22 protein-coding genes are annotated in these 21,038 nt (G+C 66.7%); 13 read left to right on the forward strand and 9 right to left on the reverse strand.

Annotated elements, in window-relative coordinates:
* The first annotated feature begins 230 nt into the window (after positions 1–230).
* Positions 231–704, forward strand: a complete 474-nt coding sequence (locus ABGB08_RS26255) for a Dyp-type peroxidase domain-containing protein (RefSeq protein WP_347594719.1) — start codon at positions 231–233, stop codon at positions 702–704.
* Here the strand turns inward: ABGB08_RS26255 and ABGB08_RS26260 are convergent.
* From ABGB08_RS26260 to ABGB08_RS26270, 3 genes are all read right to left on the reverse strand, one after another.
* Complete coding sequence (locus ABGB08_RS26260; RefSeq protein WP_347594721.1) at positions 643–1,164, reverse strand: histidine kinase; 522 nt, start codon at positions 1,162–1,164, stop codon at positions 643–645. The genes ABGB08_RS26255 and ABGB08_RS26260 overlap by 62 nt on opposite strands.
* A 495-nt stretch (positions 1,165–1,659) precedes the next feature.
* The gene (locus ABGB08_RS26265) at positions 1,660–3,255 is read right to left on the reverse strand and encodes a YDG/SRA domain-containing protein (protein ID WP_347594723.1); all 1,596 of its coding nucleotides are present in this window, start codon (positions 3,253–3,255) and stop codon (positions 1,660–1,662) included.
* Positions 3,252–3,602: a hypothetical protein gene (locus tag ABGB08_RS26270; protein WP_347594725.1), complete on the reverse strand. Its 351-nt coding sequence runs from the start codon at positions 3,600–3,602 to the stop codon at positions 3,252–3,254. Before ABGB08_RS26270 ends, ABGB08_RS26265 begins: the two co-directional genes overlap by 4 nt.
* Before the next feature lie 446 nt (positions 3,603–4,048).
* On the opposite strand from ABGB08_RS26270, the gene ABGB08_RS26275 reads away from it, so the two are divergent.
* From ABGB08_RS26275 to ABGB08_RS26295, 5 genes are all read left to right on the forward strand, one after another.
* Positions 4,049–4,204 (forward strand): hypothetical protein, encoded by a 156-nt coding sequence (locus ABGB08_RS26275; protein WP_347594727.1) that lies wholly within the window; start codon positions 4,049–4,051, stop codon positions 4,202–4,204.
* A 262-nt stretch (positions 4,205–4,466) separates the two neighbouring features.
* The gene (locus ABGB08_RS26280; RefSeq protein ID WP_347594729.1) at positions 4,467–5,297 is read left to right on the forward strand and encodes a hypothetical protein; all 831 of its coding nucleotides are present in this window, start codon (positions 4,467–4,469) and stop codon (positions 5,295–5,297) included.
* Between the two features lie 60 nt (positions 5,298–5,357).
* The gene (locus ABGB08_RS26285) at positions 5,358–5,762 is read left to right on the forward strand and encodes a hypothetical protein (protein WP_347594731.1); all 405 of its coding nucleotides are present in this window, start codon (positions 5,358–5,360) and stop codon (positions 5,760–5,762) included.
* Between the two features lie 96 nt (positions 5,763–5,858).
* Positions 5,859–6,821, forward strand: coding sequence for an asparaginase (locus ABGB08_RS26290; RefSeq protein WP_347594733.1), 963 nt, complete (start codon positions 5,859–5,861; stop codon positions 6,819–6,821).
* A gap of 24 nt (positions 6,822–6,845) precedes the next feature.
* A complete protein-coding gene (locus ABGB08_RS26295; protein WP_347594735.1) occupies positions 6,846–7,313 on the forward strand; it encodes a DUF296 domain-containing protein in 468 nt (155 codons plus the stop codon).
* A 254-nt stretch (positions 7,314–7,567) separates the two neighbouring features.
* On the opposite strand, the gene ABGB08_RS26300 is transcribed toward ABGB08_RS26295, so the two are convergent.
* The 6 genes from ABGB08_RS26300 to ABGB08_RS26325 all read right to left on the reverse strand — a co-directional run bounded on the left by ABGB08_RS26300 (position 7,568) and on the right by ABGB08_RS26325 (position 13,447).
* Positions 7,568–7,750: a hypothetical protein gene (locus ABGB08_RS26300; RefSeq protein WP_347594737.1), complete on the reverse strand. Its 183-nt coding sequence runs from the start codon at positions 7,748–7,750 to the stop codon at positions 7,568–7,570.
* Positions 7,751–8,298: 548 nt separating this feature from the next.
* A complete protein-coding gene (locus ABGB08_RS26305) occupies positions 8,299–9,036 on the reverse strand; it encodes an IclR family transcriptional regulator (RefSeq protein ID WP_347594739.1) in 738 nt (245 codons plus the stop codon).
* Between the two features lie 87 nt (positions 9,037–9,123).
* Entirely contained in the window at positions 9,124–10,176 is a 1,053-nt protein-coding gene (locus ABGB08_RS26310; protein WP_347594741.1) for an NADP-dependent oxidoreductase, read from the reverse strand.
* On the reverse strand, positions 10,173–11,702 hold the full coding sequence (locus ABGB08_RS26315; protein WP_347594743.1) for an AMP-binding protein: 1,530 nt from the start codon (positions 11,700–11,702) through the stop codon (positions 10,173–10,175). Before ABGB08_RS26315 ends, ABGB08_RS26310 begins: the two co-directional genes overlap by 4 nt.
* A gap of 2 nt (positions 11,703–11,704) precedes the next feature.
* Entirely contained in the window at positions 11,705–12,289 is a 585-nt protein-coding gene (locus ABGB08_RS26320) for a nuclear transport factor 2 family protein (RefSeq protein ID WP_347594745.1), read from the reverse strand.
* A gap of 15 nt (positions 12,290–12,304) precedes the next feature.
* Complete coding sequence (locus ABGB08_RS26325) at positions 12,305–13,447, reverse strand: alpha/beta hydrolase (RefSeq protein ID WP_347594747.1); 1,143 nt, start codon at positions 13,445–13,447, stop codon at positions 12,305–12,307.
* 225 nt (positions 13,448–13,672) lie between these two features.
* On the opposite strand from ABGB08_RS26325, the gene ABGB08_RS26330 reads away from it, so the two are divergent.
* The 7 genes from ABGB08_RS26330 to ABGB08_RS26360 are packed head-to-tail and all read left to right on the forward strand — an operon-like array spanning position 13,673 to position 21,023.
* Positions 13,673–14,530: an SDR family oxidoreductase gene (locus ABGB08_RS26330; protein ID WP_347594749.1), complete on the forward strand. Its 858-nt coding sequence runs from the start codon at positions 13,673–13,675 to the stop codon at positions 14,528–14,530.
* On the forward strand, positions 14,527–15,732 hold the full coding sequence (locus ABGB08_RS26335; RefSeq protein ID WP_347594751.1) for a homogentisate 1,2-dioxygenase domain-containing protein: 1,206 nt from the start codon (positions 14,527–14,529) through the stop codon (positions 15,730–15,732). Before ABGB08_RS26330 ends, ABGB08_RS26335 begins: the two co-directional genes overlap by 4 nt.
* A gap of 34 nt (positions 15,733–15,766) precedes the next feature.
* Positions 15,767–16,675, forward strand: coding sequence for an SDR family NAD(P)-dependent oxidoreductase (locus tag ABGB08_RS26340; RefSeq protein WP_347594753.1), 909 nt, complete (start codon positions 15,767–15,769; stop codon positions 16,673–16,675).
* Positions 16,668–17,720, forward strand: a complete 1,053-nt coding sequence (locus ABGB08_RS26345; protein WP_347594755.1) for a MaoC family dehydratase N-terminal domain-containing protein — start codon at positions 16,668–16,670, stop codon at positions 17,718–17,720. Before ABGB08_RS26340 ends, ABGB08_RS26345 begins: the two co-directional genes overlap by 8 nt.
* On the forward strand, positions 17,713–18,843 hold the full coding sequence (locus ABGB08_RS26350; protein WP_347594757.1) for a thiolase family protein: 1,131 nt from the start codon (positions 17,713–17,715) through the stop codon (positions 18,841–18,843). The genes ABGB08_RS26345 and ABGB08_RS26350 overlap by 8 nt, the downstream gene beginning before the upstream one ends.
* A complete protein-coding gene (locus ABGB08_RS26355; RefSeq protein WP_347594759.1) occupies positions 18,840–19,979 on the forward strand; it encodes an acyl-CoA dehydrogenase family protein in 1,140 nt (379 codons plus the stop codon). The genes ABGB08_RS26350 and ABGB08_RS26355 overlap by 4 nt, the downstream gene beginning before the upstream one ends.
* 3 nt (positions 19,980–19,982) lie before the next feature.
* Positions 19,983–21,023 (forward strand): acyl-CoA dehydrogenase, encoded by a 1,041-nt coding sequence (locus ABGB08_RS26360; RefSeq protein ID WP_347594761.1) that lies wholly within the window; start codon positions 19,983–19,985, stop codon positions 21,021–21,023.
* Positions 21,024–21,038 lie beyond the last annotated feature (15 nt).

The following is a 21,038-nucleotide window of genomic DNA, read 5'->3' on the forward strand; positions in this document are numbered from 1 at the left end:
AAGCATGACCGCTACGGCTGCGGACACCTTCACACCTTATCTTATTTCAACAAGATTTGCAGAGATGTGATGTGTAGGAACCCGCACGTGAGCGCACGTGCGGGTCACCAACTTCCGGAGCTCTGGGACTCCGCGTAGGCGGTGAGCGAGTGGGTATGGCGGAGGGCGACTACGGGTACATGCGGGATCGGTGGGGTAGCCGTGGTGGCGTTACCAGGGGGTGAACGGCTATGGCGGGGCCGGGGCGGGAGGTGAACCCGCAGGCGGTGCTGAGCCCTCTGACGAGGGCGGCGCTCTTCCTCGTGGTGACGATCGATCCAGGAGGTGAGTCCCGCGTGCGGGACTTGCTCGCTGATCTGGCAGGCCTGGAGAGGGCCGTCGGATTCCGGTCGCAGGAGGGCAGGCTGAGCTGCGTCACCGGGATCGGTTCACGGGCCTGGGACCGGTTGTTCGCCGGGCCGCGCCCCGCCGAGCTGCACCCGTTCCGCGAACTGACCGGCCCCGGTCCACCACGCGGTGGCCACACCGGGCGATCTGCTGTTTCACATCCGCGCCCAGCGGCCGGACCTGTGCTTCGCGCTGGGTCGGAGATCATGGACCGGGTGCGGGAGGTGGTGACGGTCCGCGATGAGGTGGCGGGATTCAAGTATTTCGACGTACGAGACCTGCTGGGCTTCGTCGACGGCACGGAAACACGTTGGTGACGCCTTCGCGTAGAACCGTGGCCAGCACGGTCGCCACCTCAGCGGGCAGCTCGCCGTAGTCGAGGTTTATCCGCACGTCCAGCTCCGCGGTGGCCAGCAACGACTGTGCGGTCCGGCACTCCGCCTCGAGTGACATCTCGCGATACTCGCTGGCCACCGACCGCGCGTCGGCCAGCGCGTGCCGGCAGATCTCCAGAACATCCGCCAGCACGGTACGGGCCCGGCCCGGGTCCCGAAGGATCAATCTGCGGGTCAGATCGCTCTTCAGCGTGATCGCCGACAGGCTCAGACCGACCAGGTCGTGCAGGTCCTGAGCGAATCGCAGCCGCGCCTCGGCCAACGCGACCTCGGCCAGTTCCCGCCGCGCGGCCCGCAGCTGGCGCACCGAACGCGCCATCCAGGTCAGGCTGTAGGTGATCAAGCCAAGGTTCACGGTGACCAGGAGTGCCGTCGACAGCATTCTCGCCTCTGCCGTCAAACGAGCCGGTGCGTCAAAGCCCGGAACTGCTGGACCTGCTCCCGATCGGGACGCCCGACCTGACCGAGCTCCCCGAATCGATCCTGCGACGTTTGTTTGAGGCATTCCGGCTGGGGTCTTTTATGACAAGGACACGGGCACGGCCATCTGTCTGATCACCAACGCCGGTGAATCGCAGTCAGCAGTTCAGCAAGCCGCTCAAGAAGTGATCAGGAACCGGCGAGATGAACCCGGAAAGAGCTGTCCATCTGTGGAGCCGTTCGTTTACCAGTTGGCCGTTCGACGAATCTGATCTGGGGGTAGGTGCCCTCTCGGTCCGGCCGCTAGACGGATCCTCCCACCGATGGGGCTGCATCTCTGCGGCATTCTATACGGAGCTTGCACAGGGAGTAAGTACACGGCGGGGATCAAACTATGGACTGAGCTCAGCGAAGACGTGAGGTAGTCCATCAAGCGACAGGGGCGACTCTTGCACGCTTAGGTTGGCGCATTGTATATTGAATGATGCTGGCGGTGGTAGCTAAGATACGCACGATTGATATGGTGTTTTTCGATCAAGACGCCTAGGGGCTCATTCCCAATCTGGTCAATAATCTCCAGAGCGTCCCCGATTACGATCGAACCATAGCGAAAGAGGTCGCGATGATTTGAGCATAGGCACAGCATGTTATCGAGCGAGTCGGGCCCGTTATGCGGAACGCTAAGGCCTTGGATGTGTACTGCCGAGGCAAACCGCAAACCGCCCGGTGCTTCAAGCGTCACACCGCACATCTGGCATGAGTAGTCATATATTCTATTTAACTTGTCAGCGAGTCGCAGGTCTGCATATATGCCACCCGATATCCTTGACCAGTTAGCTGCGTTCATGGCACTAGCAGGCGCATTAAGTTGCTTTTCTAGTCTAAATTGGAGAACGGAAAAGCCATCTACCCCCTTCTTGGTCCAGTAGTCTGTCACAGTATAGAGGCCGTCGTAGCTGTAGCCAGCCTGTGGTGAGAATTCTGGATTTCCGCCGGAGCCTCGGACAACGCGCACAGGGAACCCTGTCATGATGCTTTTTATTAGAGCGGCATTGCCACTGTCATAGGCTGATTGGTCGCGTACTTGGCGTCCAGTATTTGGGTCGCGCCCGCCGTGTCCAGTATAAATTATGACATTCCCGTAATCGTGGTCATCCTTATAGCCGCCTGAAACTACGATGGACTCGGCGCCACGATCGGCTGTGCCGCAGATTCCAGCCTGGAGCGGCCGGTGGACGCCAGCGTCATGCAAGTCCCTCCGCCGCTCATAAAGGGTTTGAGGGAGTGGATGATCAATTGGGCCAATAAGGGGGGAATCGTGATTATCTGAAAACCATTTATTCCGTACTAGGAATAGATTATGCGTAAAGTGTGTATCCCTTTTCTGGGGTACCGGCTTGCCTTTGTCGCGTAGCGCCGCTTGCGCGTGTCGAAAGATGTTGTTGACGGTGAGAAGTTCAGGTTGGTCCGGAATTCCCTCCCCTATGAGGCGAATTAGTTCACCACTAAATTCGCTATACTCATCGGCCGTAAGTGCGATTTTGTCCGAAGCCGCCATCACATACGTGCCGCTAACTGCCGCCATGTCTGCTAATAGCTCACCATCTTCTTGACCACTCATCACGCCTAGAACTCTGGCGCTATAGCAACAATCAAGTATGACGATCCTGTTTCGTGCTCGGCTCTCCAGAAGCTCATGTCTAAGATGCTCATAAGCTACCGCTGTGTAGAGGCGTTTACCGTCAGAACCAGGTATTGTGAGGTAAAGCTCCTTTCCGGAGGTATCCATAAGGCCATGCCCAGCGAAATACACGATCAGAGTATCTTCGGCTGCGGCAATTGCTGTCCGGACAGGGTCGAGCATCGCTGAGGCGGAGCCTGGGTTCGAGACCACTGTGCAATGTTCCTCAGGAAGTCCCCAAAGCTTCTCATCGCGAAATAGTTCACGAAAGGCCTGTAGGTTGTTTTCGACGGCCGGTAGATCCTTCATATGCATATAGGAGCTAGTGCCAATGAGGACTACTCGAGACGCTGTAACGCTAGGAAGACTCAATCTTGATCGTCACCCTCCAAAGCATCCAAAATCTTTAGTACTTCATCAATATTTGTATCAGTGAATTCTATGCGCAGATCGCCTCTGTACAAGATCACAGTTGGCTGATTGCGACGCGTTGCCCTCCATCCTGAGATCGTTTCAATGAGGGCAGGGAGTTGCAGACCGCTCGTCACAACTAGGGTGATGAGATCTAGAGTGTCGCCCATCTCATCGGGTTTGAGTTCTCTGCCATCGAGGCTAATATGAGAGTTCTGGCGAACGACAGGCTCATCCCGTAGCCAGTTGTACAGCGATCTAAGCTCTTCTTCCGGCTCTAAAGCGGTGATGGAAATTCGGATTTTCATCTATCTTTCCCTTCGTTAGGGGTGCCAAGTACGACAAGACAATCTTGTAGGGGTAGCTTCACAGAATTGCCAGGTTTATCTACTATTTGCGTAGCACCTCGGTGGGTCGTGAGTACATGAACACCTAACCGCTCGCTGGCGGAATCAGGGCCAATCGGCGTGTGCTAGCCCGTACTGTTTGGATTGCAACTTTTAATTGCACGCTGGCATGAGGAGCTGCTGTCACTGCGTCCGTCCCACGATCGGGGAACTGGTGTTCTTCGTTCTGATCAGCTTATACGCTGTTGACCCACTATGTAGCGGCTGTGGACCAGCGAGGAGAGGTTTCTAATGAGGCTCCGCCTCAGGCCGCCGAGGTTCGTGGTTCGGCTGGCGTAATCGCGCGGGTCGGTGGACACTCGCAACCGTAGGAACGGTTGCGGTAGGTGATTGATATGATCCGTCCCGTGACATTGACGGACATCCTCGACGGGTATGTGGTGCTCGACTTCGACTGCGTCGATCGGATCTATCTCAACGGGTACGTGCCCAGCCTGCAGACCGGCGGGCAGGTCGTCGGTTTCCCGCGACCGGTTTCACCAACAAGAACCTTCGCGTCTTGATGACCGGACTGCTCGGCAGCACCAGCTACACAACCGGCCAGATGACCTATGATTTGCGACGGCTCCGCCTCAATGGGCTGATCCGCCGCCGGCCCCACTGGGACAACTGGGTGGTGTTTTGCGGTCACTTCGAGGAGACGGCGCGCACGCTGGCCAAAGAGGCTGAGGCTCCACGGCTCGCCAGCGTGACCGTGGCTCGGGCACATTTGACCGCTGGTACGCCGGACACTGGTACGGACGTCCACAGAACGATGCTTCTCGGGTGCTGGAGCGCCTCTTGGGCTTCCCCTGGACAGACCTGTTCTCTCCCGCCCCTGATGTCCTCCACGCCCGCAAGACCGTCCACGACCGTGACGGCTTACAGGCGTCCGTCGTCATCGGTGAGAGATGGCCCACTTCGCGACTGTTCCTCTCGGCGGCCGGTGACGTTGCGGACTCCTGGGAATTGATCGGACGCAACGTCCTGGACGGCACCACCTCGGCTGTCCACTTCCTCCCGGCGGCAAGACGTGGTGAGGAGGTCCGTCTCCGTCCTCCGGACACTGCGGCGCTGGGCAGGTTCCTCCGGCCAGCCCGCCGCGGCCTGCTCGTCGGGGTAGAGGAGCAAGACGATGACCTGCGCCTCTATGTCATCGACTCCGCGAACACCCGCAGGAATCTGGCCGCCTTCACACCCCGCGATGAGGGATTCGCAGTTTCAGGTGCCCACGAACTGGACGACCTGACGTACGGCATTCTGTGGTCCTTGGTACAGCTCGATGACGGACTCCTGGCCGATGACCAGACCCTTGATGACGAGCAGCAGGTGCTTGAGACCTACCTCCAGCTTCCGCGTTCGGCTCCCAGCCGGATGACACTTCCCATGCTCACCGCGGTGGGGGCCGCGTGGCTCGGGTCGGCGTTCTGCGCGCAGCATATTCAGCGTCGTCTCGATGGAGCGTCGGAGGTACCACTGTTCTGGACCAGGGAGCAAACCGGTGAGGAGGCCGCCGCCTGGCTCTTCTTCCGGCACAAGATCGCCTACCTGCAGTCTCTGGGGCGGCGGTTCGGTGGTGCGGTCAACAAGCTGTCGCGGACGTTCTGTATTCCTTAGGCCGAGGTCGCCCGCAGCGGTCGGTACGAGCGGGTTCTACTCTTCCTGGCCATTGCGCTGATGGAGATGTATGGAATCCGCGTCCAGGTGACGGCACGCCCTGAGTACTCCACCGTCGACGGATTCGTACTGGTGCCAGGTCAGCGCGCGATCGTGGCGACATGGGTGCGCACCGAAGCGCTCTGGCGAGCGGACACCACCACCGCCCGGGCCGACCTGCGTAGCTATCACGAGGCCCTTCGCGAGGCTACCGATCAAGGCCTCATGATAGGACCCGACCCCGAGACGCGGTTGCGTGCCCTGGCCGGCTACCTCGATCTCGACTGGCGCTGGATCACCAGCAGGTGCCGTGACCTGGGCGACTGCGGGGTATCCAGTCTGGTGCGCCCGCGCAGCAGACTGATCAGCGTCGAGGCCCTCGACCAGGTGCTGCGCTTCCTGGGCTGCCTTGCCGCCGACCGGTAGGCCGACGAAGCTGATCCCTGTACAAGCAGCCAACCGTCCCTGCAGAAAGGCCAGCCCATGCCTCCTGACACCCCAGAGCAGAACCGCCGAATCCTGGTGGTCACCCTCGGCGGCACGATCGCGATGAGCAGGGCCTCCGGTGAGACAGGTGGGGTGTCGCCACGCCTGGCCGGCGCTGACCTCGTCGCCGCAGTACCCGGCCTGGACCAAGGGATCACGATCATCGTTGAGGACTTCCGCCGGATCCCGGGCGCCTCACTCACCGTCGACGACATCGCCGAGCTTGTCGAACTGCTTCACAAGGCCGCAGCAACTGGCACAGACGGTTTCGTCGTAACGCAGGGGACCGACACGCTGGAGGAGACCGCCTACCTCTTGGACCTGCTCTACGACGCGGACGCGCCCTTGGTGCTGACCGGGGCGATGCGCAACGCCGCAATGCCCGGTGCCGACGGCCCAGCGAACCTGCTGGCGGCGACGCGCACGGCCGCCAGCACTGACGCTCGCGGCATGGGAGCGCTTGTGGTCTTCGCCGATGAGATCCATGCGGCACGCCATGTCCGGAAGGTCCACTCCACCAGTGTCGCGGCCTTCTCCTCACCGGGTGCCGGTCCGATCGGTCACGTGATCGAAGGGGTTCCTCGGCTGCACTTCGGGCTGCGACGCCACCGCGCTGTGCCGATGCCGTTGCAGCCGGCCGTCGTCGAGATCGTGTACACGACCCTGGGCGGCGACACCTCAGTGCTCAACGACCTTGACCTACGCGCGGATGGGCTGGTCGTTGCCGCGTTCGGTGCTGGTCACGTGCCGGAGACCTGGGTTGAACCCCTACAGAGGCTGGCGGAGCGCATCCCGGTGGTGCTGGCCTCCCGAACCGGGGCTGGCAGCGTCCTTACTGCCACCTATGCTTTCCCGGGCTCCGAAAGCGACCTGCTGGCTCGCGGACTGATCAGCGCCGGCTCGCTGGATCCCTACAAGGCGCGGCTACTGCTCTTGGCCCAGTTGCGCGCGGGGGTCGATCGCGCGAGGGCCAAGGCCGCCTTCACCGAACGTCGATAACCGCACTACGAGCAGGAGATCCGAATGCGCGCCACACAGTTCACCCGAGGCCGGGAGTTCGTCGTCGCCTTCGACCATGGGGAGGACTTCTTCACCTCGTTGGAGAAATTCTGTGCAGAGCATGCGATCCGCGCAGGCTATCTGCCCGCCTTCGTCGGAGGGTTCAGCTCCGCCAAGCTGGTGGGAACCTGTGGGCCACTGGAGAATCCCGAGGCCCCCTTGTGGGACCACATTGAGGTGAAAACGCTTGAGGCGCTCGGCGGCGGAACCTTGGCCTGGGATCCTGATCGGGACTGCCTAGCCCCCCACATTCATGTCTCAACCGGTCTGAAGGAGGATTCCGCTGACGGGCGGACCAGCCACTTGCTCGCTGCCCAGGTGCAGTTCATCGCGGAGCTCATCATCGTGGAGATCGCGGGTCCCAGCCTCACACGGCCTCGGCAGCCGAGCCTGTTTGACGTTCCACTGCTCACCTTTGATGAGCAGCGTTGACCGGGTTGGGAAAGATCGGAGAGCCAGGCCCAGAAAATGGTGCTTCATCAGCTGGTCGAAGCGGCGACGGCGGGACGGGCGGGGACCGCTGGCAGCCGCGTCGGCAAGGCCACGTGGAACTCGCCCAACTGACCTGCGAGCAGAGGCGGGCCAGCCCCGAGGCTTTGGTTTGACCTTGTGCTACAAGGATGCTGCAACCGTTCGCGCCATTGCGGTCGCCGGGCTCGGATGGAGGGATCTTGCTACCCATTTCGTCAGTGATCCAAGGCCAGGTCAGGCCGGGCGCTGACGATGTCACGCAGGAAGCTGCGTTTGGAATAGAACGTGCGCTGTTTCGCCATGCCCCTCGTGGCAAGGTAGTCCAAGAGCCAGTGGTCGATACGTTCCATCTCCCGAAGCACCTCGCCTTCGTCGCCGTTCGGAACGCTGCGGGGCACCCTCATCTCCTCGAACTGAGGCTTTCGGCGCGGACCGATATCAGCCCAGGCCCACCATCACGCACGCTTCGTGGCACCGGTACGCCAAACCGTTGCCAGTTCGCGGCCATTTCTCCGAAAGAAGATCACTCAACGTGCGAGAGCCTGCGGGCGGGGGATCAGGCGTTCCCGGATTGGGAATGCGCAGGAGTTGACCCGAAAATCGCGCTGGTGGTGACGGCAAGCCCTAGGTGGCACTCCACCTCGCCTCCGCGTCGCCAGCCGGAGGGCTGAGCGCCTATCCGCTCCCCTATACCGCATAGCTGCCTGATGATGACGCGAAGCCGCAGGCTGGCGCCACGAGCGAGTTTTGGCACCGGACAGACCACAGAGACTCCTCATTCAGCACTGCGCGACAGAAGTCGGAGATCAATGTCCGACTATCGGAGTCGAGTGTCGTGGGTTCTGCGAGAGAAGAAGTGGATATGCATCCGATCGGGCCGGGGTAGTCGACAAGCGAGAACGGAACTCACAGCCGCCTCGCCGAATGGGTCCGATCGTCGGCGTGCCTACTCCTCCGCGGCACCGCTGAGGTTGGACATCCGCTGGCTGATCTGATTGGCCGCCGCCAACAGCGCCGCGGTTCCCGACGTGATCGCTTCCGAGCGGACGAGGGGAGTGACGATCGCCAGACTGGCGACGACGCCGCCGTCGGCATGGACCGGAACCGCCAGTCCGGCCAGGCCGTTGTGGTACTCGTTGCTGCTCAACGCGAAGCCCTGGTGGCGCACCTGGGTGAGCTGTTCCACGAGCAGCGCCCGCTCCTCCGGGCTGGTCGTCGAGCTCCTGATGACCTGCTCGCGCTCGTCGTCGGGCAGGAACGCGAGGATCGCCCGCCCCGACGCGGTCCTGGTCAGCGGATACCGGTACCCGGGCGGGAAGTTGACTTGCAGCAGATGCCGACGCCCAGGGATGACGTCCGCCGACAGCGCGTCCGATCCATCGCGAACGACGAGCACGATGGTTTCGTTGATGGACTCGGCCAATGTGCTCATGGGCACGCGGGCCACATTGCGCAGTTCTTCCTCCATCTGCCGAGCCAGCGCGAACAGGCGGGGCCCGATGCTGTAGATGAGCTGCGCGCGCCGGACGAATCCGTGGACCTCCAGGGTAGTCAGGAGCCGGTAGACAACCGTTCGCGAAAGCTGGTGATGGCGGCTCAGGTCATTGATCGACATGGGCCCGTTGTTCGAGAGCGTTTCCACCAACTTCAGAGCCTGGTCGACGGTCTTGGAGATCTCGGGCACTCCCACCTCCGCTCGGACGCCCACTCATCCGAGCTGATGATATCCGAATAGCGGACTCCTCGGCGCGGCGGATGTCCGCCTACGACGCTAGGCGGACGCCGTGCCACGGTCGGGCGGGGGCGTCGGGTCTTCGGAGAGGCGTACCAGCATTTTTCCGATATTGCGGCCGGCCAGCAGGTCTCGGAACGCGTCGACCGCCGACTCCAGACCCGAGACGACCGTGTCGGTGCTCCTCAGCTGACCGTCCAGGAGCCAGGTGGTCGCCCGCGCGACGAAGGCCGGGTACTCGGCCATGTGCTCGCGGATGGTGAAGCCTTCCATGCGCAGCCGCTTGGTGAGCACATAGATGAGGTTGCTCGGACCCGGCTGCCCCTGGAGCGCGTTGTACTCACCGATGGCCCCACAGACCACGATGCGCCCGTGCTGGTTCATCGAGTCGAGGGCGGCCTGGAGATGACCGCCGCCGACGTTGTCGAAGTAGACGTCGATCTCGTCGGGGATGTTCGTGGCCACGCATTCGCTCAAGGACTCGACGTGGTAGTCGAAGGCGCCATCGAAGCCGAGGCCGTCCACCAGGTACGCCACCTTGGCCGGCGTTCCGGCGCTGCCGACGACGCGGCCGGCACCGAGGATTCGGGCGATCTGCCCGACGGCACTGCCGACCGCGCCGGCCGCGCCCGAGACGTACAGTGACTCGCCCGGCGTGAGGGCTCCGATCTGGGTGAGCCCGACGTACGCCGTGAATCCGGCCATGCCGAGCACGCCCAGGTGGGCGGTCAGCGGGATCCCGTCGATGTGCCGCACGGTGCTCGCGTGGCCGGCGTCGAGGACCGCGTGCTCTCGCCAGCCGAGGCGATGGCTGACCACGGTGCCCACCGGCAGGTCCGGGTGCTCGGACCGCTCCACCACGCCGATCGCGCTGCCGTCCATGACCTGGTCGAGCTCCCAGTGGGGGTACGAGGGGAGCTTGGCCATACGCACCCTCATGTACGGATCCACGGACATCAGGACGTTGCGCACGAGGACCTGGCCAGGACCGGGCGGTTCGAGCGAGGTGGTGACCATGCGGAAGTCGTCGGTGACCGGCATCCCGTCGGGGCGGCGCGCCAGGTGGACCTCTCTGGTTTCGTACCGGGTCATGACACGTGCTCGGAGAGTTCAGCCCGGACCTCCGCCTTGGCCACCTTGCCCGACATCGTCCGGGGGAGCGGCTCGGGTCGTACGTACACGTACTTGGGCACCTTGTAGTCGGCCAGTTCGAGCCGGCAGACGTCGAGCACCATCGCGGCCGTCAGGTCGGCCGAGTCGCTCACCACGACGGCGGCGGGCACCTCGCCCCACAGTGCGTCGGGCACGGCGACGACGGCGGCCTCGGACACCCGCGGATCGAGCATGATGATCCGTTCGATCTCACCGGGGTAGACGTTCAGGCCGCCGGACAGGACCATGTCCTTCTCCCGACCCATGATGGTGAGGTAGCCCCCGTGGTCCAGCCGGCCGAGGTCACCCGTGCGCAGCCAGCCATCGCGGAGGGTCTCGGCCGTGGCTTCGGGGTCGCGCCAGTAGCCCAGCATGACGGCGGCCCCCCGCAGGCAGATCTCACCGACCTCGTCGTCCGGCAGCGTCTCTCCCTCCTCGTTCATGATGGCGAGCTCGATGCCGTAGTTCGTGACTCCGGTGGATCCGGCCTTGCGCTCGAAGTCTTCCTGTGGCAGCGAAGCGCCCACGCCGGTGCTCTCGGTCATCCCGTAACCCTGGCCGATCGGCATGCCGCGCCGTAGATAGCGAGCGAGCGTGGCTGCCGAGGGCGGAGCCCCACCGGCCTTCGCGACCCGCAGGGTGCTCAGATCGGCGGTATCGAACCGTGGCAGGGCGGCCAGCTGGTCGAAGACCACCGGCACGGCCGGAAAGACGGTGATGTTCCCGTGCTCCAGCTCGGCCAGGGTGCGGGCCGCGTCGAATCGGGGGTGCATGACGAATCTCGCGCCGGTGTAGTACGTCGGCGCCCAGGTGGCCATGAGACTGCCGGTGAAGGCCAACGGCAGCACCAGCAGGCAACTGTCGTGCCTGGTCATGGACTCCGTGGTGGCGAACGAGATCGCCGCGGCCAGGAAGTTGCCGTGCGTCAGGATCGCACCCTTGGGGCGGCCGGTCGTGCCCGAGGTGTAGGAGATGAACGCCGGAACGTCCGGGTCCCCGACGGCCCGCTTCAGACGGCCCGTCGGCGCTCCGGCCGACGGGGCAGCCAGCGGGCGGGCCCACGACGGGCAGCCGGGTCCCTCCCAGTACAGCCGGAGTTCGCGGCCCTCGCGCAGCTCGAGGGCCTGGCGGGTGTACGCCTCGTCCACCAGCAGGGCGTCCAGCCCGGCGTCAGCCACGATCCAGCTCAGCTCGGGGATGGTGAGGCGGATGTTGAGCGGGACGACGATGGCGTCGAGCGCCACCGCGGCCAGGATGGTCTGGATGACCCCGACGCTGTTCTGGCACAGGTATCCGATCCGGTCGCCCGCGCGCAGGCCGTCCGCCGCGAGGTGTTCCGCGAGGGACTCGACGCTGTCGGCCAGTTCGCGCCAGGTCAGCGTCGTCCCGTCGCACTCGATCGCCACGGCGTTCGGGGTGCGGGTGCTCCAGTACGTGAGACTGGCCGTGATGCGGGGACTGGGCATGGTCACTCCGAGGTCGTCTGGTGCCGGCGGTACCGGAGGATGACGGGCGTGGACTGATCGGTGTCGTCGTACGCGCCGCGCGCTTCTGGCGGGTACGTGGACAGGATGCCGTCAGAAGCCGGCTGCTGATGGCGCCACTCGGAGTGGACCCGGCGCCGGGCCAGCTTCCAGTCACCGCCGCGCAGTTCCCAGCGGTCGAGGTAGCGGCCGCCGGCGACCAGGTCGTAGGCGCAGCCGGTGCCACCGAACATGCCGCCGAGCGGGGCGTCCGCGCGGACCCGGTGGTAGGCGGTGCAGAGCGTCTCGCTCACCGCCACCTCCCCGTCCAGGCTGATCAGAACGTTGCCCACCTGGTGGTGGGTGGCGTCGAGGGCCGCCGCGAACAGCGTGCGGCTGCTCTCCATCGCCTCCCGCCAGCCCTTCTCCGAACCGATCGAGGAGACCCACCAGGTGGCGTCGTCGTGGAAGACCTGGTCCAGCAGCTCCCAGCGCCGCCGATCCACACAGTGGGCGTAGAGGTGGATGCGGTCGGTGATCTCGGCCCGCGCGGCGAGCGCCTCCGGGCTGTAGTTCGCGGTGGGTGGCATGAGCTGTCCCTTCAATCAACCCCGATGGGCGTCTATCCATGTGGACACGGCATCGATCATGGTTGCCAGCTGCTCGGGTTGCCCGTGCAGGTAGTGGCGCCCCCCGGCGATGGCGGTGAGGGCGCGGTCGTCGTGCGGGATGCTGTCGTAGAGCTCGCGGGCGTGCGAGGGAAAGCAGCTCTGGTCGGCCGTGCCGTAGATGACGTGGACCGGCGCGGCGACCGAGGGCAGCAGATCGGGGGCGTGGCCTCTGCTCCGGCTGCGCGACCACTGTGACAACCAGGCTCTGACGGTCGTGAAATGGCCGAGGGTCGCCGGCTGGAAGTTGGCGTTCCAGGGGTCACCCCACAGTGTCCCCGGTTCCCGGTCGTTCGGGTCGATGGACAGGTCGACATAGCGCGGGTCCGCGCCGACGCCGTGGACGACGAACGGAAGGTCGGCGATTCCGCGGTCGGTCAGCTGGCCGAGCATCCCCTCCGCCCACGCCGTGATGGCGTCGTTGCGGGCCCGCTGGGCGGTTCGGTAGGCCCGCAGCCAGTCGGCGTCGTAGGGAATGCCGTTCGCGGTGTCGTACATGTCCAGCCCGGGGTCGCGTGCGAACGGCGCCGCTTCGTCGGCGATCGAGGGGTCCAGGGTCTCGGTCAGTAACTGCGAGCGGCCCGGGTGGGCCATGGCGAGGATGAGGAGGTCGGCCGGCGGGAGGTCGGCTCTGGTCAGATCGGGCCCGCCGCCGCCGGGGGAGGAGGTGATGCTCGGCCGTTCCGCCTGGTTCTGGTAGAGCGCGGCGAGCGCCCCGCCGCCGGAGTTGCCGAACAGGACGACCTGCTCGTATCCCTCCGTCCGCAGGTACCGGATGACGCTGCCCACGTCGACCACGCAGTTCTCCAGCAGGAGCGCGGAGTCGTTGCCGAGGTAGCGCGTGGTCATGCCGATGGCGTCGTACCCCGCGCCGGCGATCGCGGTCAACGCGTAGTGGCCCATGAAGTTCGAGGAGGGATGCACGGCGACGACGGCCGTCTCCGCCCGCCGGTCCGGGTGGGCCCGGTGCCGGGTGCACCACAGGGTGCCACTGATGCGGGCGACTCCCGAGTAGATCTCGTTCGCCGAAGGCACGTCCGCCATCGGCACGGCCAGCAGGTCCGTGCGGGTGGGGCTCACGACCTATCTCCGTTCGCTTATCGGACGTATATCTCCGATTCTTCCGCCACTCTGTCATCGGGGATCGAGGCCTGTCAATGCGGCGTCCACCTGTCAGGTGCTCGGGAAATGGGGCAGGTTCTTGACAGTCTGCGGGTCGGGCCGGGAAGGTGTAATCACCGATAATCGGACTCATATCTCCGACTCTTGTCGGATCTGGCGCTTAAGTGGAGGTGGCACCACACCGTGACGCGAGAGACCGTCCTCATCACCGGCGGAGCACGCGGCCAGGGCCGCAGTCACGCGCTCGGCTTCGCGGCACGCGGTGCCGATGTGGCCGTGCTCGACATCGGCGTACCGATCGACGGCCTCCCCTATGAACTGGCCACCTCGGACGACCTGCGGGAGACCGCCGACCTGATCGCCGGGACGGGCGCCCGTGGCCTGGCGGTCGCCTGCGACGTCCGCGACTCGGGTCAAGTCCAGGCGGCGGCCGACACCGTGCTGGCGGAGTTCGGCCATATCGACACGCTCGTCCTCAACCATGGTATCTGGAGCACGGGGCGGTTCTGGGAGGTGGCGGAGGAAGCCTGGACGTCGACGTTCGACGTCAACGTCAACGGAAGCTGGCGGATGGCCAAGGCGGTCGCGCCCTCCATGATCCAACGACGCGAAGGCAACATCATCATCATCGGGTCGACGTCGGCCACCATACCGACGCAGAACTACGCGCACTACGCGGCCTCCAAGGCGGCGCTCGTGCAGCTCACCAAGATCTTCGCCGCCGAACTCGGTGAGTTCGGCGTGCGGGTCAACTCGGTCAGTCCCGGGCTGGTCGACACGCCGATGATCAACTTCCAGGCGGTCTACGACCGCGTCCGCCCAGGCGCCTCCCGCGAGGAGTTCCTTGCGGGAGGGTATTCCATGACGCTGCTCGCCGGACGCCGCCAACTCGATCCCAGCTCGGTCACGGCGGCCGTGCTGTGGCTGGCCTCGGCGCAGGCGGCCGACATCACCGGTCTCGACCTCGTCATCGACGCGGGGAACCGCCTGCTGCCGCGCCACAACCCACGGCCGTGGACCCCCGAAGGGAATGCGTCATGACGTACTACCGGGCCGTCGGCTCGATCTCCCGCAAGCGCCACACGGCCCATCGTCCGGACGGGTCGACGCTGGTCTACGAGGAGATGATCGGCGAAGAGGGGTTCTCGTCGACGTCGTCCCTGCTCTACCACCGCAACCTGCCGTCCGCGATCGCCCGGGCCGCGACGTGGCAGCCGGGTGACATGGGCCTGCACGAGAACGAGCCGATGAATCCGCGGCATTTCACGCTGCACCGGCTCTTCCCGGCGGGCGGCGCCGGCAAGGACCTGGTCCGGGACCGGCGGCTCATCCTGGGCAACGACGACGTCCGCATCGCCTACGTGGTGGCCGGGGAACGCTCGCCCTTCTATCGCAACGCGGTGGGCGACGAGTGCGTCTTCATCGAGCGGGGCGGCGCTCGCCTGGAGTCGGTCTTCGGCACGCTCGAGGTGACCAGCGGCGACTACGTCGTCGTGCCCCGGGGGACCACGCACCGATGGGTCCCCGACCCCGGCGCCGGTCCGCTGGGGGCGTACTGCGTGGAGGCGAACTCACACATCCAGGCCCCGAGCCGGTATCTGTCCCGGCAGGGTCAGTTCCTGGAACAGTCGCCGTACTGCGAGCGCGATCTGCGCGGACCCACGGAGCCTCTGCTGGCCGAGGACCTGGGCGAGGACCCGGGCGACGAGACCGATGTGTACATCAAACACCGGGTCCGCGGCGGCATCGGGGGCACGATCCACACGATCCCGTTTCACCCGTTCGACGCGGTCGGCTGGGACGGGTGCCTGTATCCGTACGCCTTCAGCGTGCACGACTTCGAACCGCTCACGGGCCGCGTCCTGCAACCCCCGCCCGTTCACCAGGTGTTCGAGGGCCGCAACTTCGTGATGTGCAACTTCGTGCCACGCATGGTCGACTACCACCCCGACGCCGTGACGGCGCCTTACTACCACGCCAACGTCGACAGCGACGAGGTCATGTTCTACGTCGCCGGCAACTACGAGGCCCGTTCTGGATCGGGTGTCGCCCCCGGTTCGGTGACCCTGCACACCGGCGGCCATTCGCATGGCCCGCAACCGGGGGCCTACGCGGCGTCCATCGGCGCGAAGGCGGTGGACGAACTCGCCGTGATGGTGGACACGTTCCAGCCACTGCTGCTGGGCGAGGGCGCCCTCGCCAGCGACGACGGTGTCTATCTGCGTTCTTGGCTAGAGGGCTGAGTCCAGCCGGCGGATTTCGCGAGTGAGGAAAGAGATGAGCAGACTGCGGGACAGAGTGGCGATCGTCACCGGGGCGGGCCGGGGGCTTGGCCGGTCGTACGCCCTCCACCTCGCCCGGGAAGGGGCCAAGGTCGTTGTCAACGATCTCGGCGGCGGCCTGCACGGCGAACCCGGTCAGGACAGTCCGGCTGAGGATGTGGCCCGCGAGATCCGCGAAGCGGGCGGCGAGGCCATCGCCAATGGTGACGACATCGCCGACTGGGAGGGCGCCCACCGGCTCGTCCAGGCCGCCCTCGACGCCTTCGGGGACGTCGACGTGCTCGTCAACAACGCCGGGATCCTGCGCGACCGGATGCTGGTGAACATGACCGCGCGGGAGTGGGACGATGTGATCCGGGTCCATCTGCGCGGTCATTTCTGCCCGACCCGGGCGGTGGCCGCCCACTGGCGAGGCCGGGCCAAGGAGAACCCTGACCGCCCTCCCCGCGACGCGGCGCTGATCCACACGACGAGCATCTCTGGTCTGTTCGGCAGCCCTGGCCAGGCCAACTACGCGGCCGCCAAGTCGGGAATCGCCACGTTCGCCTACGAGTGCCACCTCGAGCTCAACGAGCGGCTCGGCGTGCGCTCCTACGCGATCGCGCCGAGCGCCAGGACCCGGCTGACCGAGAGCTCGCCGGCGGCGGTGGACGCCGTGGCGAAGCCGGACGCCGGGTTCGACTTCTTCGACCCGGACAACGTCAGCCCGTTCGTGGTGTGGCTCGCGTCGGCCGGGTGCGGCGCCCCCTCCGGGACGGTCTACACCGTGGAAGGCGACGAGGTGACCGTCGTCCAGCCCTGGACCCGGGGCCGCCGGATCAAGGCCGGTGACCATCGGTGGACGCTCGACCAGCTCGACAAGGCGTGGCCGGAGCTGTTCGCGGAGGCGGACGGGCATGCCTGACCGGCTTGGCAGCGTCCAGCTCACCGATGTCGTCCGCTACGCCGGAGCCAGCGGCGACCTGAATCCCCTGCACTACGATCCGTCGTTCGCCCGGGCGGCCGGCCACGAGGAGCTCTTCGCCATGGGCGCGCTCCACGGTGCGTGGCTGGTCTCCCACGTGGTGTCCCAGGGGGCGTCGCCGCCGGAGGGCGCACCGTGGTTCCTCCGGCTCAGATACCACGGGATCGTGCCACTCGGGCTCGACCTGGCGGCCGAGTCGTCGATCGGACCCGACCGGACCACCGCCGACCTGACCGGCGGTGGCGAGCGCAAGGTCAGCCTCGAACTGGCCGGCCTCGACGCGCCGCCCGCGGCCGGCGGTGGCCGCGACGAGCAACGGTGCACGTTCCCCGTCGAGCTGGGCACGTCGAAGCGGTTCGGGGAAGCGGTGCGCTGGCCAGAACCGCTGGCTCCGGGCCGCCCGGTCCCGCCGACCTACCTGTCCGTCCTGAGCTTCTGGCTGCCCAACCCCGATCCCATCGACCGAGTCGGATTCGACCGCTCCCGGACGCTGCTCGGCGAGACCTCGATCCAGCTGACCCGAGATCCGGTGCGCGTCGGCGAGGTCTTCGAGGTCCGGGAGTACGTCGGCGCGGAGCGCACGCGTGCGGGCCGGGCCGGTGAGATGCGCCTGGTGGATCTGGTCGCGGAACTCTCCGACGCCACCGGACTCCGCGTGGTCTACCGGAACACGTTCATCCTGATGCCGGCGCGGGCCGAGGCCGCGCCGCTGAACGGAAGCAGGGATCCCGAGACAGGGCAGGTCTTCTACCCGGCGAGGGCCCTGAGCGTCGACGGCCGGCTGCGCCCACTGGTCGAGTCCGCCCTCGCGACCGAGGGGGTGCTCTACTCGTGGACCACGTACGAGGGCACGGCGTACGGGCAGATCGATCTCGACGACGGGGTCCGGCTGCAGGTCCGGCTGGCGCCGGGCGAGCATCAGATCGGAGCGCGGTACCGGATGGCCGGCTCACCCGACGGGGACAGGTGGTTCGCGCATGCGTGACGTGATGGTTCTCGGCACCGGCATGGTGCCGTTCGGACGGTACGCGCCGGGCTCGGCGCGCCGGCTGGCCGCGGACGCGTCGGTGGCGGCGCTGTCGGACGCCGACTGCGCCTTCGCCGATCTCGACGCCTTCGTCTGCGGTTCCGCGCATCCGCTGACCCCGCGCGGGGTCTACCTCGCCAAGGAGCTGGGGGTCACTGGCCTGGCGGTGCTGCACGCCGAGCATGCCTCCGCCTCGGGCCTGGCGGCCATGCATCTGGCCTGGCTGGGGGTGGGCTCCGGCGCCTACGACGCGGTGCTGGTCCTGGGCGTCGACTGCCCGGAGAGCGAACAGTCCGCTCTGGAGATCATCGAGGGCGAGGGCAATCTGCCCGCTCCCGCGCTGTTCGCCATGTGGGCCCACCGCCGGATGCACGACCGTGGCACCACCCCGCGCCACCTGGCGGCGGTGGCCGCGAAGAACTGGAACTACGCGCGCGACAACCCCTACGCGGCCCGGCGGGCGGCCGAGCCGATCACGGTCGAGAAGGTCCTCGCCAGCCGCATGATCGCGCCGCCGCTGACGAGCATGATGTGCACCCCCTGGGGCGAGGGCGCGGCCGCCGCCGTCGTCTGCTCGGCGGAGTTCGCCGCGCGGTCCGGCGCCGACCGCGCGGTCCGGATGCTGCATTCACACGTGGAGAGCGAGACGTACAGCCCGGGGCACGTCTTCCAGGGGGCGATCGTCGGGCCGCCCGCCATGTCCCGGCGAGCGGCCGGCGCGCTCTACGAGGCCACCGGGCGGGGCCCGGCCGACGTCGACGTCGTGCAGGTGCACGACGCCTTCGCGATCGAGGAGTTGTACTACTACGAGTTTCTCGGGTTCGCCGCCGACGGCGATGCCGAGCGCCTGGTCGAGAAGGGCGCCTTCGGCCCGGGCTCGCGGGAGCGCTTCGGCCTGCCGGAGTTCTCCACGCACGGCGGCCTCATCGCCGGCGGCCACCCCGGCGGCCCGACCGGACTCGCTCAGGTCCACGAGACCGTCCGCCAGCTGCGCGGGGGCCGATCGGTCGGCCTGTGCCACATGCTGGGAGCCGGCTCGGTCGCCATCACGCAGATGTACGAGCGAGCGCGACCCTCATGACCGTGGAGCCTGCGGCACTCCGGGCGGAGGCGGCCGCCTGGCTACGTGAGCACGCGCCGCGGTTCGCCGCCGACGGCCCCGCACCGCTCTCCCCGTTCGAGGTCGTCGACGAGGCCCGGGAGCCGGCCCTCATCGAGCTTGCCCGCCGATGGCAGCGGCACAAGTTCGAGGCCGGATGGGCCGCCCTCTCGCTGCCGGCCACGCTCGGTGGACGCGGGTTGTCCCAGGCCGACGACGTCATGTTCACCGACGAGGAGTCGCGCTACCACGTTCCGACCCACGTGCTGGAAGTCACGACGCGGATGGTCCTGCCGACGCTGGTGCACTGGTCGCCCGAGAAACGCGCCTCGATCGAGGGGATCATCAGCGGCCGTGAGGTGTGGTGCCAGCTGTTCTCCGAGCCGGACGCGGGCTCGGACCTCGCCGCGCTGCGCACCCGCGCCACCCGCCAGCGGGACGGCACGTGGACGGTCACCGGTCAGAAGGTGTGGACGTCATGGGCTCATCTGGCCCAGCGTGGCTACCTGCTGGCCCGTACCGGTGCCGACGGCCACGGCGGCCTGACCGCGTTCGAACTCGACATGGCGGCACCTGGCGTGTCGATCCGCCGGATCCGGCAGATGACCGGGGCGTCGACGTTCAACGAAGTCTTCCTCGACCAGGTTCCGCTACCGGTCGGCGCGCCCATCGGCCCGGTGGGCCAGGGCTGGGCCGTGGCCATGACCACGCTCATGAACGAGCGCCTGGCCGTGGGCGCCGACCAGATCCCGTACGACGAGCTGCGAGCGGAGGCGGCGCGCCGCGGGCGGTTGCACCAGCCCGACGTGGCCGCGGGCCTGGGTGCCATCCGTGCCCGGCGGATCGTGCTCGAACAACTGCGGCGGCAGATGGTCCGGTCGGTACGGCGCGGCGGCGATCCAGGTCCCGAGGGCTCGGCGGCCAAGCTCTTCCTGGCCGAGAGCGTGTTCGAGGCGGCCAGGTTCGCCCGGTGGCTCATCGGCCCCGACATCGTCGTGGATGACCGGTGGAGCCAGCTCGCGCTCGCGTGGCCCGGCATCAAGAACGCCGGCGGGACCGACGAGGTCCAGAAGACCATCATCGCCAACCGGATCCTCGGCCTGCCGAAGGAAGGGTGAGCCATGCACGCCGACGACGACGTCGAGCACCAGATCAGGGCAGAGCTGTCCCGGGTCGTGGAGTCAGCGCGGAGCCGCCGGAGTCTCCGTGAGCGCACCGAGGGCGGCGACGACGACGCGACCCGGCGTCAGCTGAGCGAGCTCGGGATCCTCGACGCGATGCTGCCGGACGGGCCCGGACCCGCCGGTGGCGGGCTCCGGCACGTTCTCGCGGCCGTCGAGGAGGCGGCCGTGGGCCTGGTCGCCCCGGATCTGCTGGTGTCGACACTCGCGTTGTGGGCAGGTCTCGCGGCCCAGCCGCGGCCCGGGGAACTCCGGCAGATCCTGCTCGGTCCGACGGCGGTGGCGTGGCCCGGAGTCCTGGCCGGCGCGGAGTCGGTTCGCCAGGCGGACCGGTCGGTCACGGGCCGCCTGGGCTACGTACCGGCCGGGTTGTCGGCCCAGCACCTGGTTCTGGTGCTGCCTGACGCCGCCGGGGCCGTGGTCTGCCTGGTCACGCTCGACAACGCCCGTCGTGAGGCGCTATCCGTGCTCGACCGGAGCCGTCCCGCCGCGGTGCTGGAGCTCCGTTCGGCGCATACCCGGGAGCTGGGACGTCTCTCCCCCGCGGAGCTCACCCGGTTGCGCGCGGCCTGGCTGGTGGCCATCGCGGCCGACTGCCTCGGCGGCATGCGGGCCGCGCACGACGCGGCGGTCGGCTACGCCCGGCAGCGGATCGCCTTCGGCCGGAGCATCGGCAGCTTCCAGGCGGTACGGCACCGGTGCGCGGACATGTTCGTCGATGTCGAGACCACCCGCGCGGTTGTGCGGGGGGCCATTGACGCCGTGGATGAGGGCGGCGAGGACGTGGCCGCGCTGGCGCTGGCAGCCGCCAGCCATGCCATGGAGGCGTTCAGCCGCGTCGCCGAGTCTTCGATCCTGGTGCACGGCGCTCTGGGGTTCACCTACGAATGCGACGCCCACTTCTACCTGCGACGGTCCTACAGCAACGCCGCCTTGACGGGCGGGGTGGACCGCCTGCGCGCCGAACTCGCCGTCGGCTGAGTTCGGCGCGGCCCG

This window comes from Acrocarpospora sp. B8E8, from assembly GCF_039871605.1.
GTDB classification, from domain to species: domain Bacteria; phylum Actinomycetota; class Actinomycetes; order Streptosporangiales; family Streptosporangiaceae; genus Acrocarpospora; species Acrocarpospora macrocephala.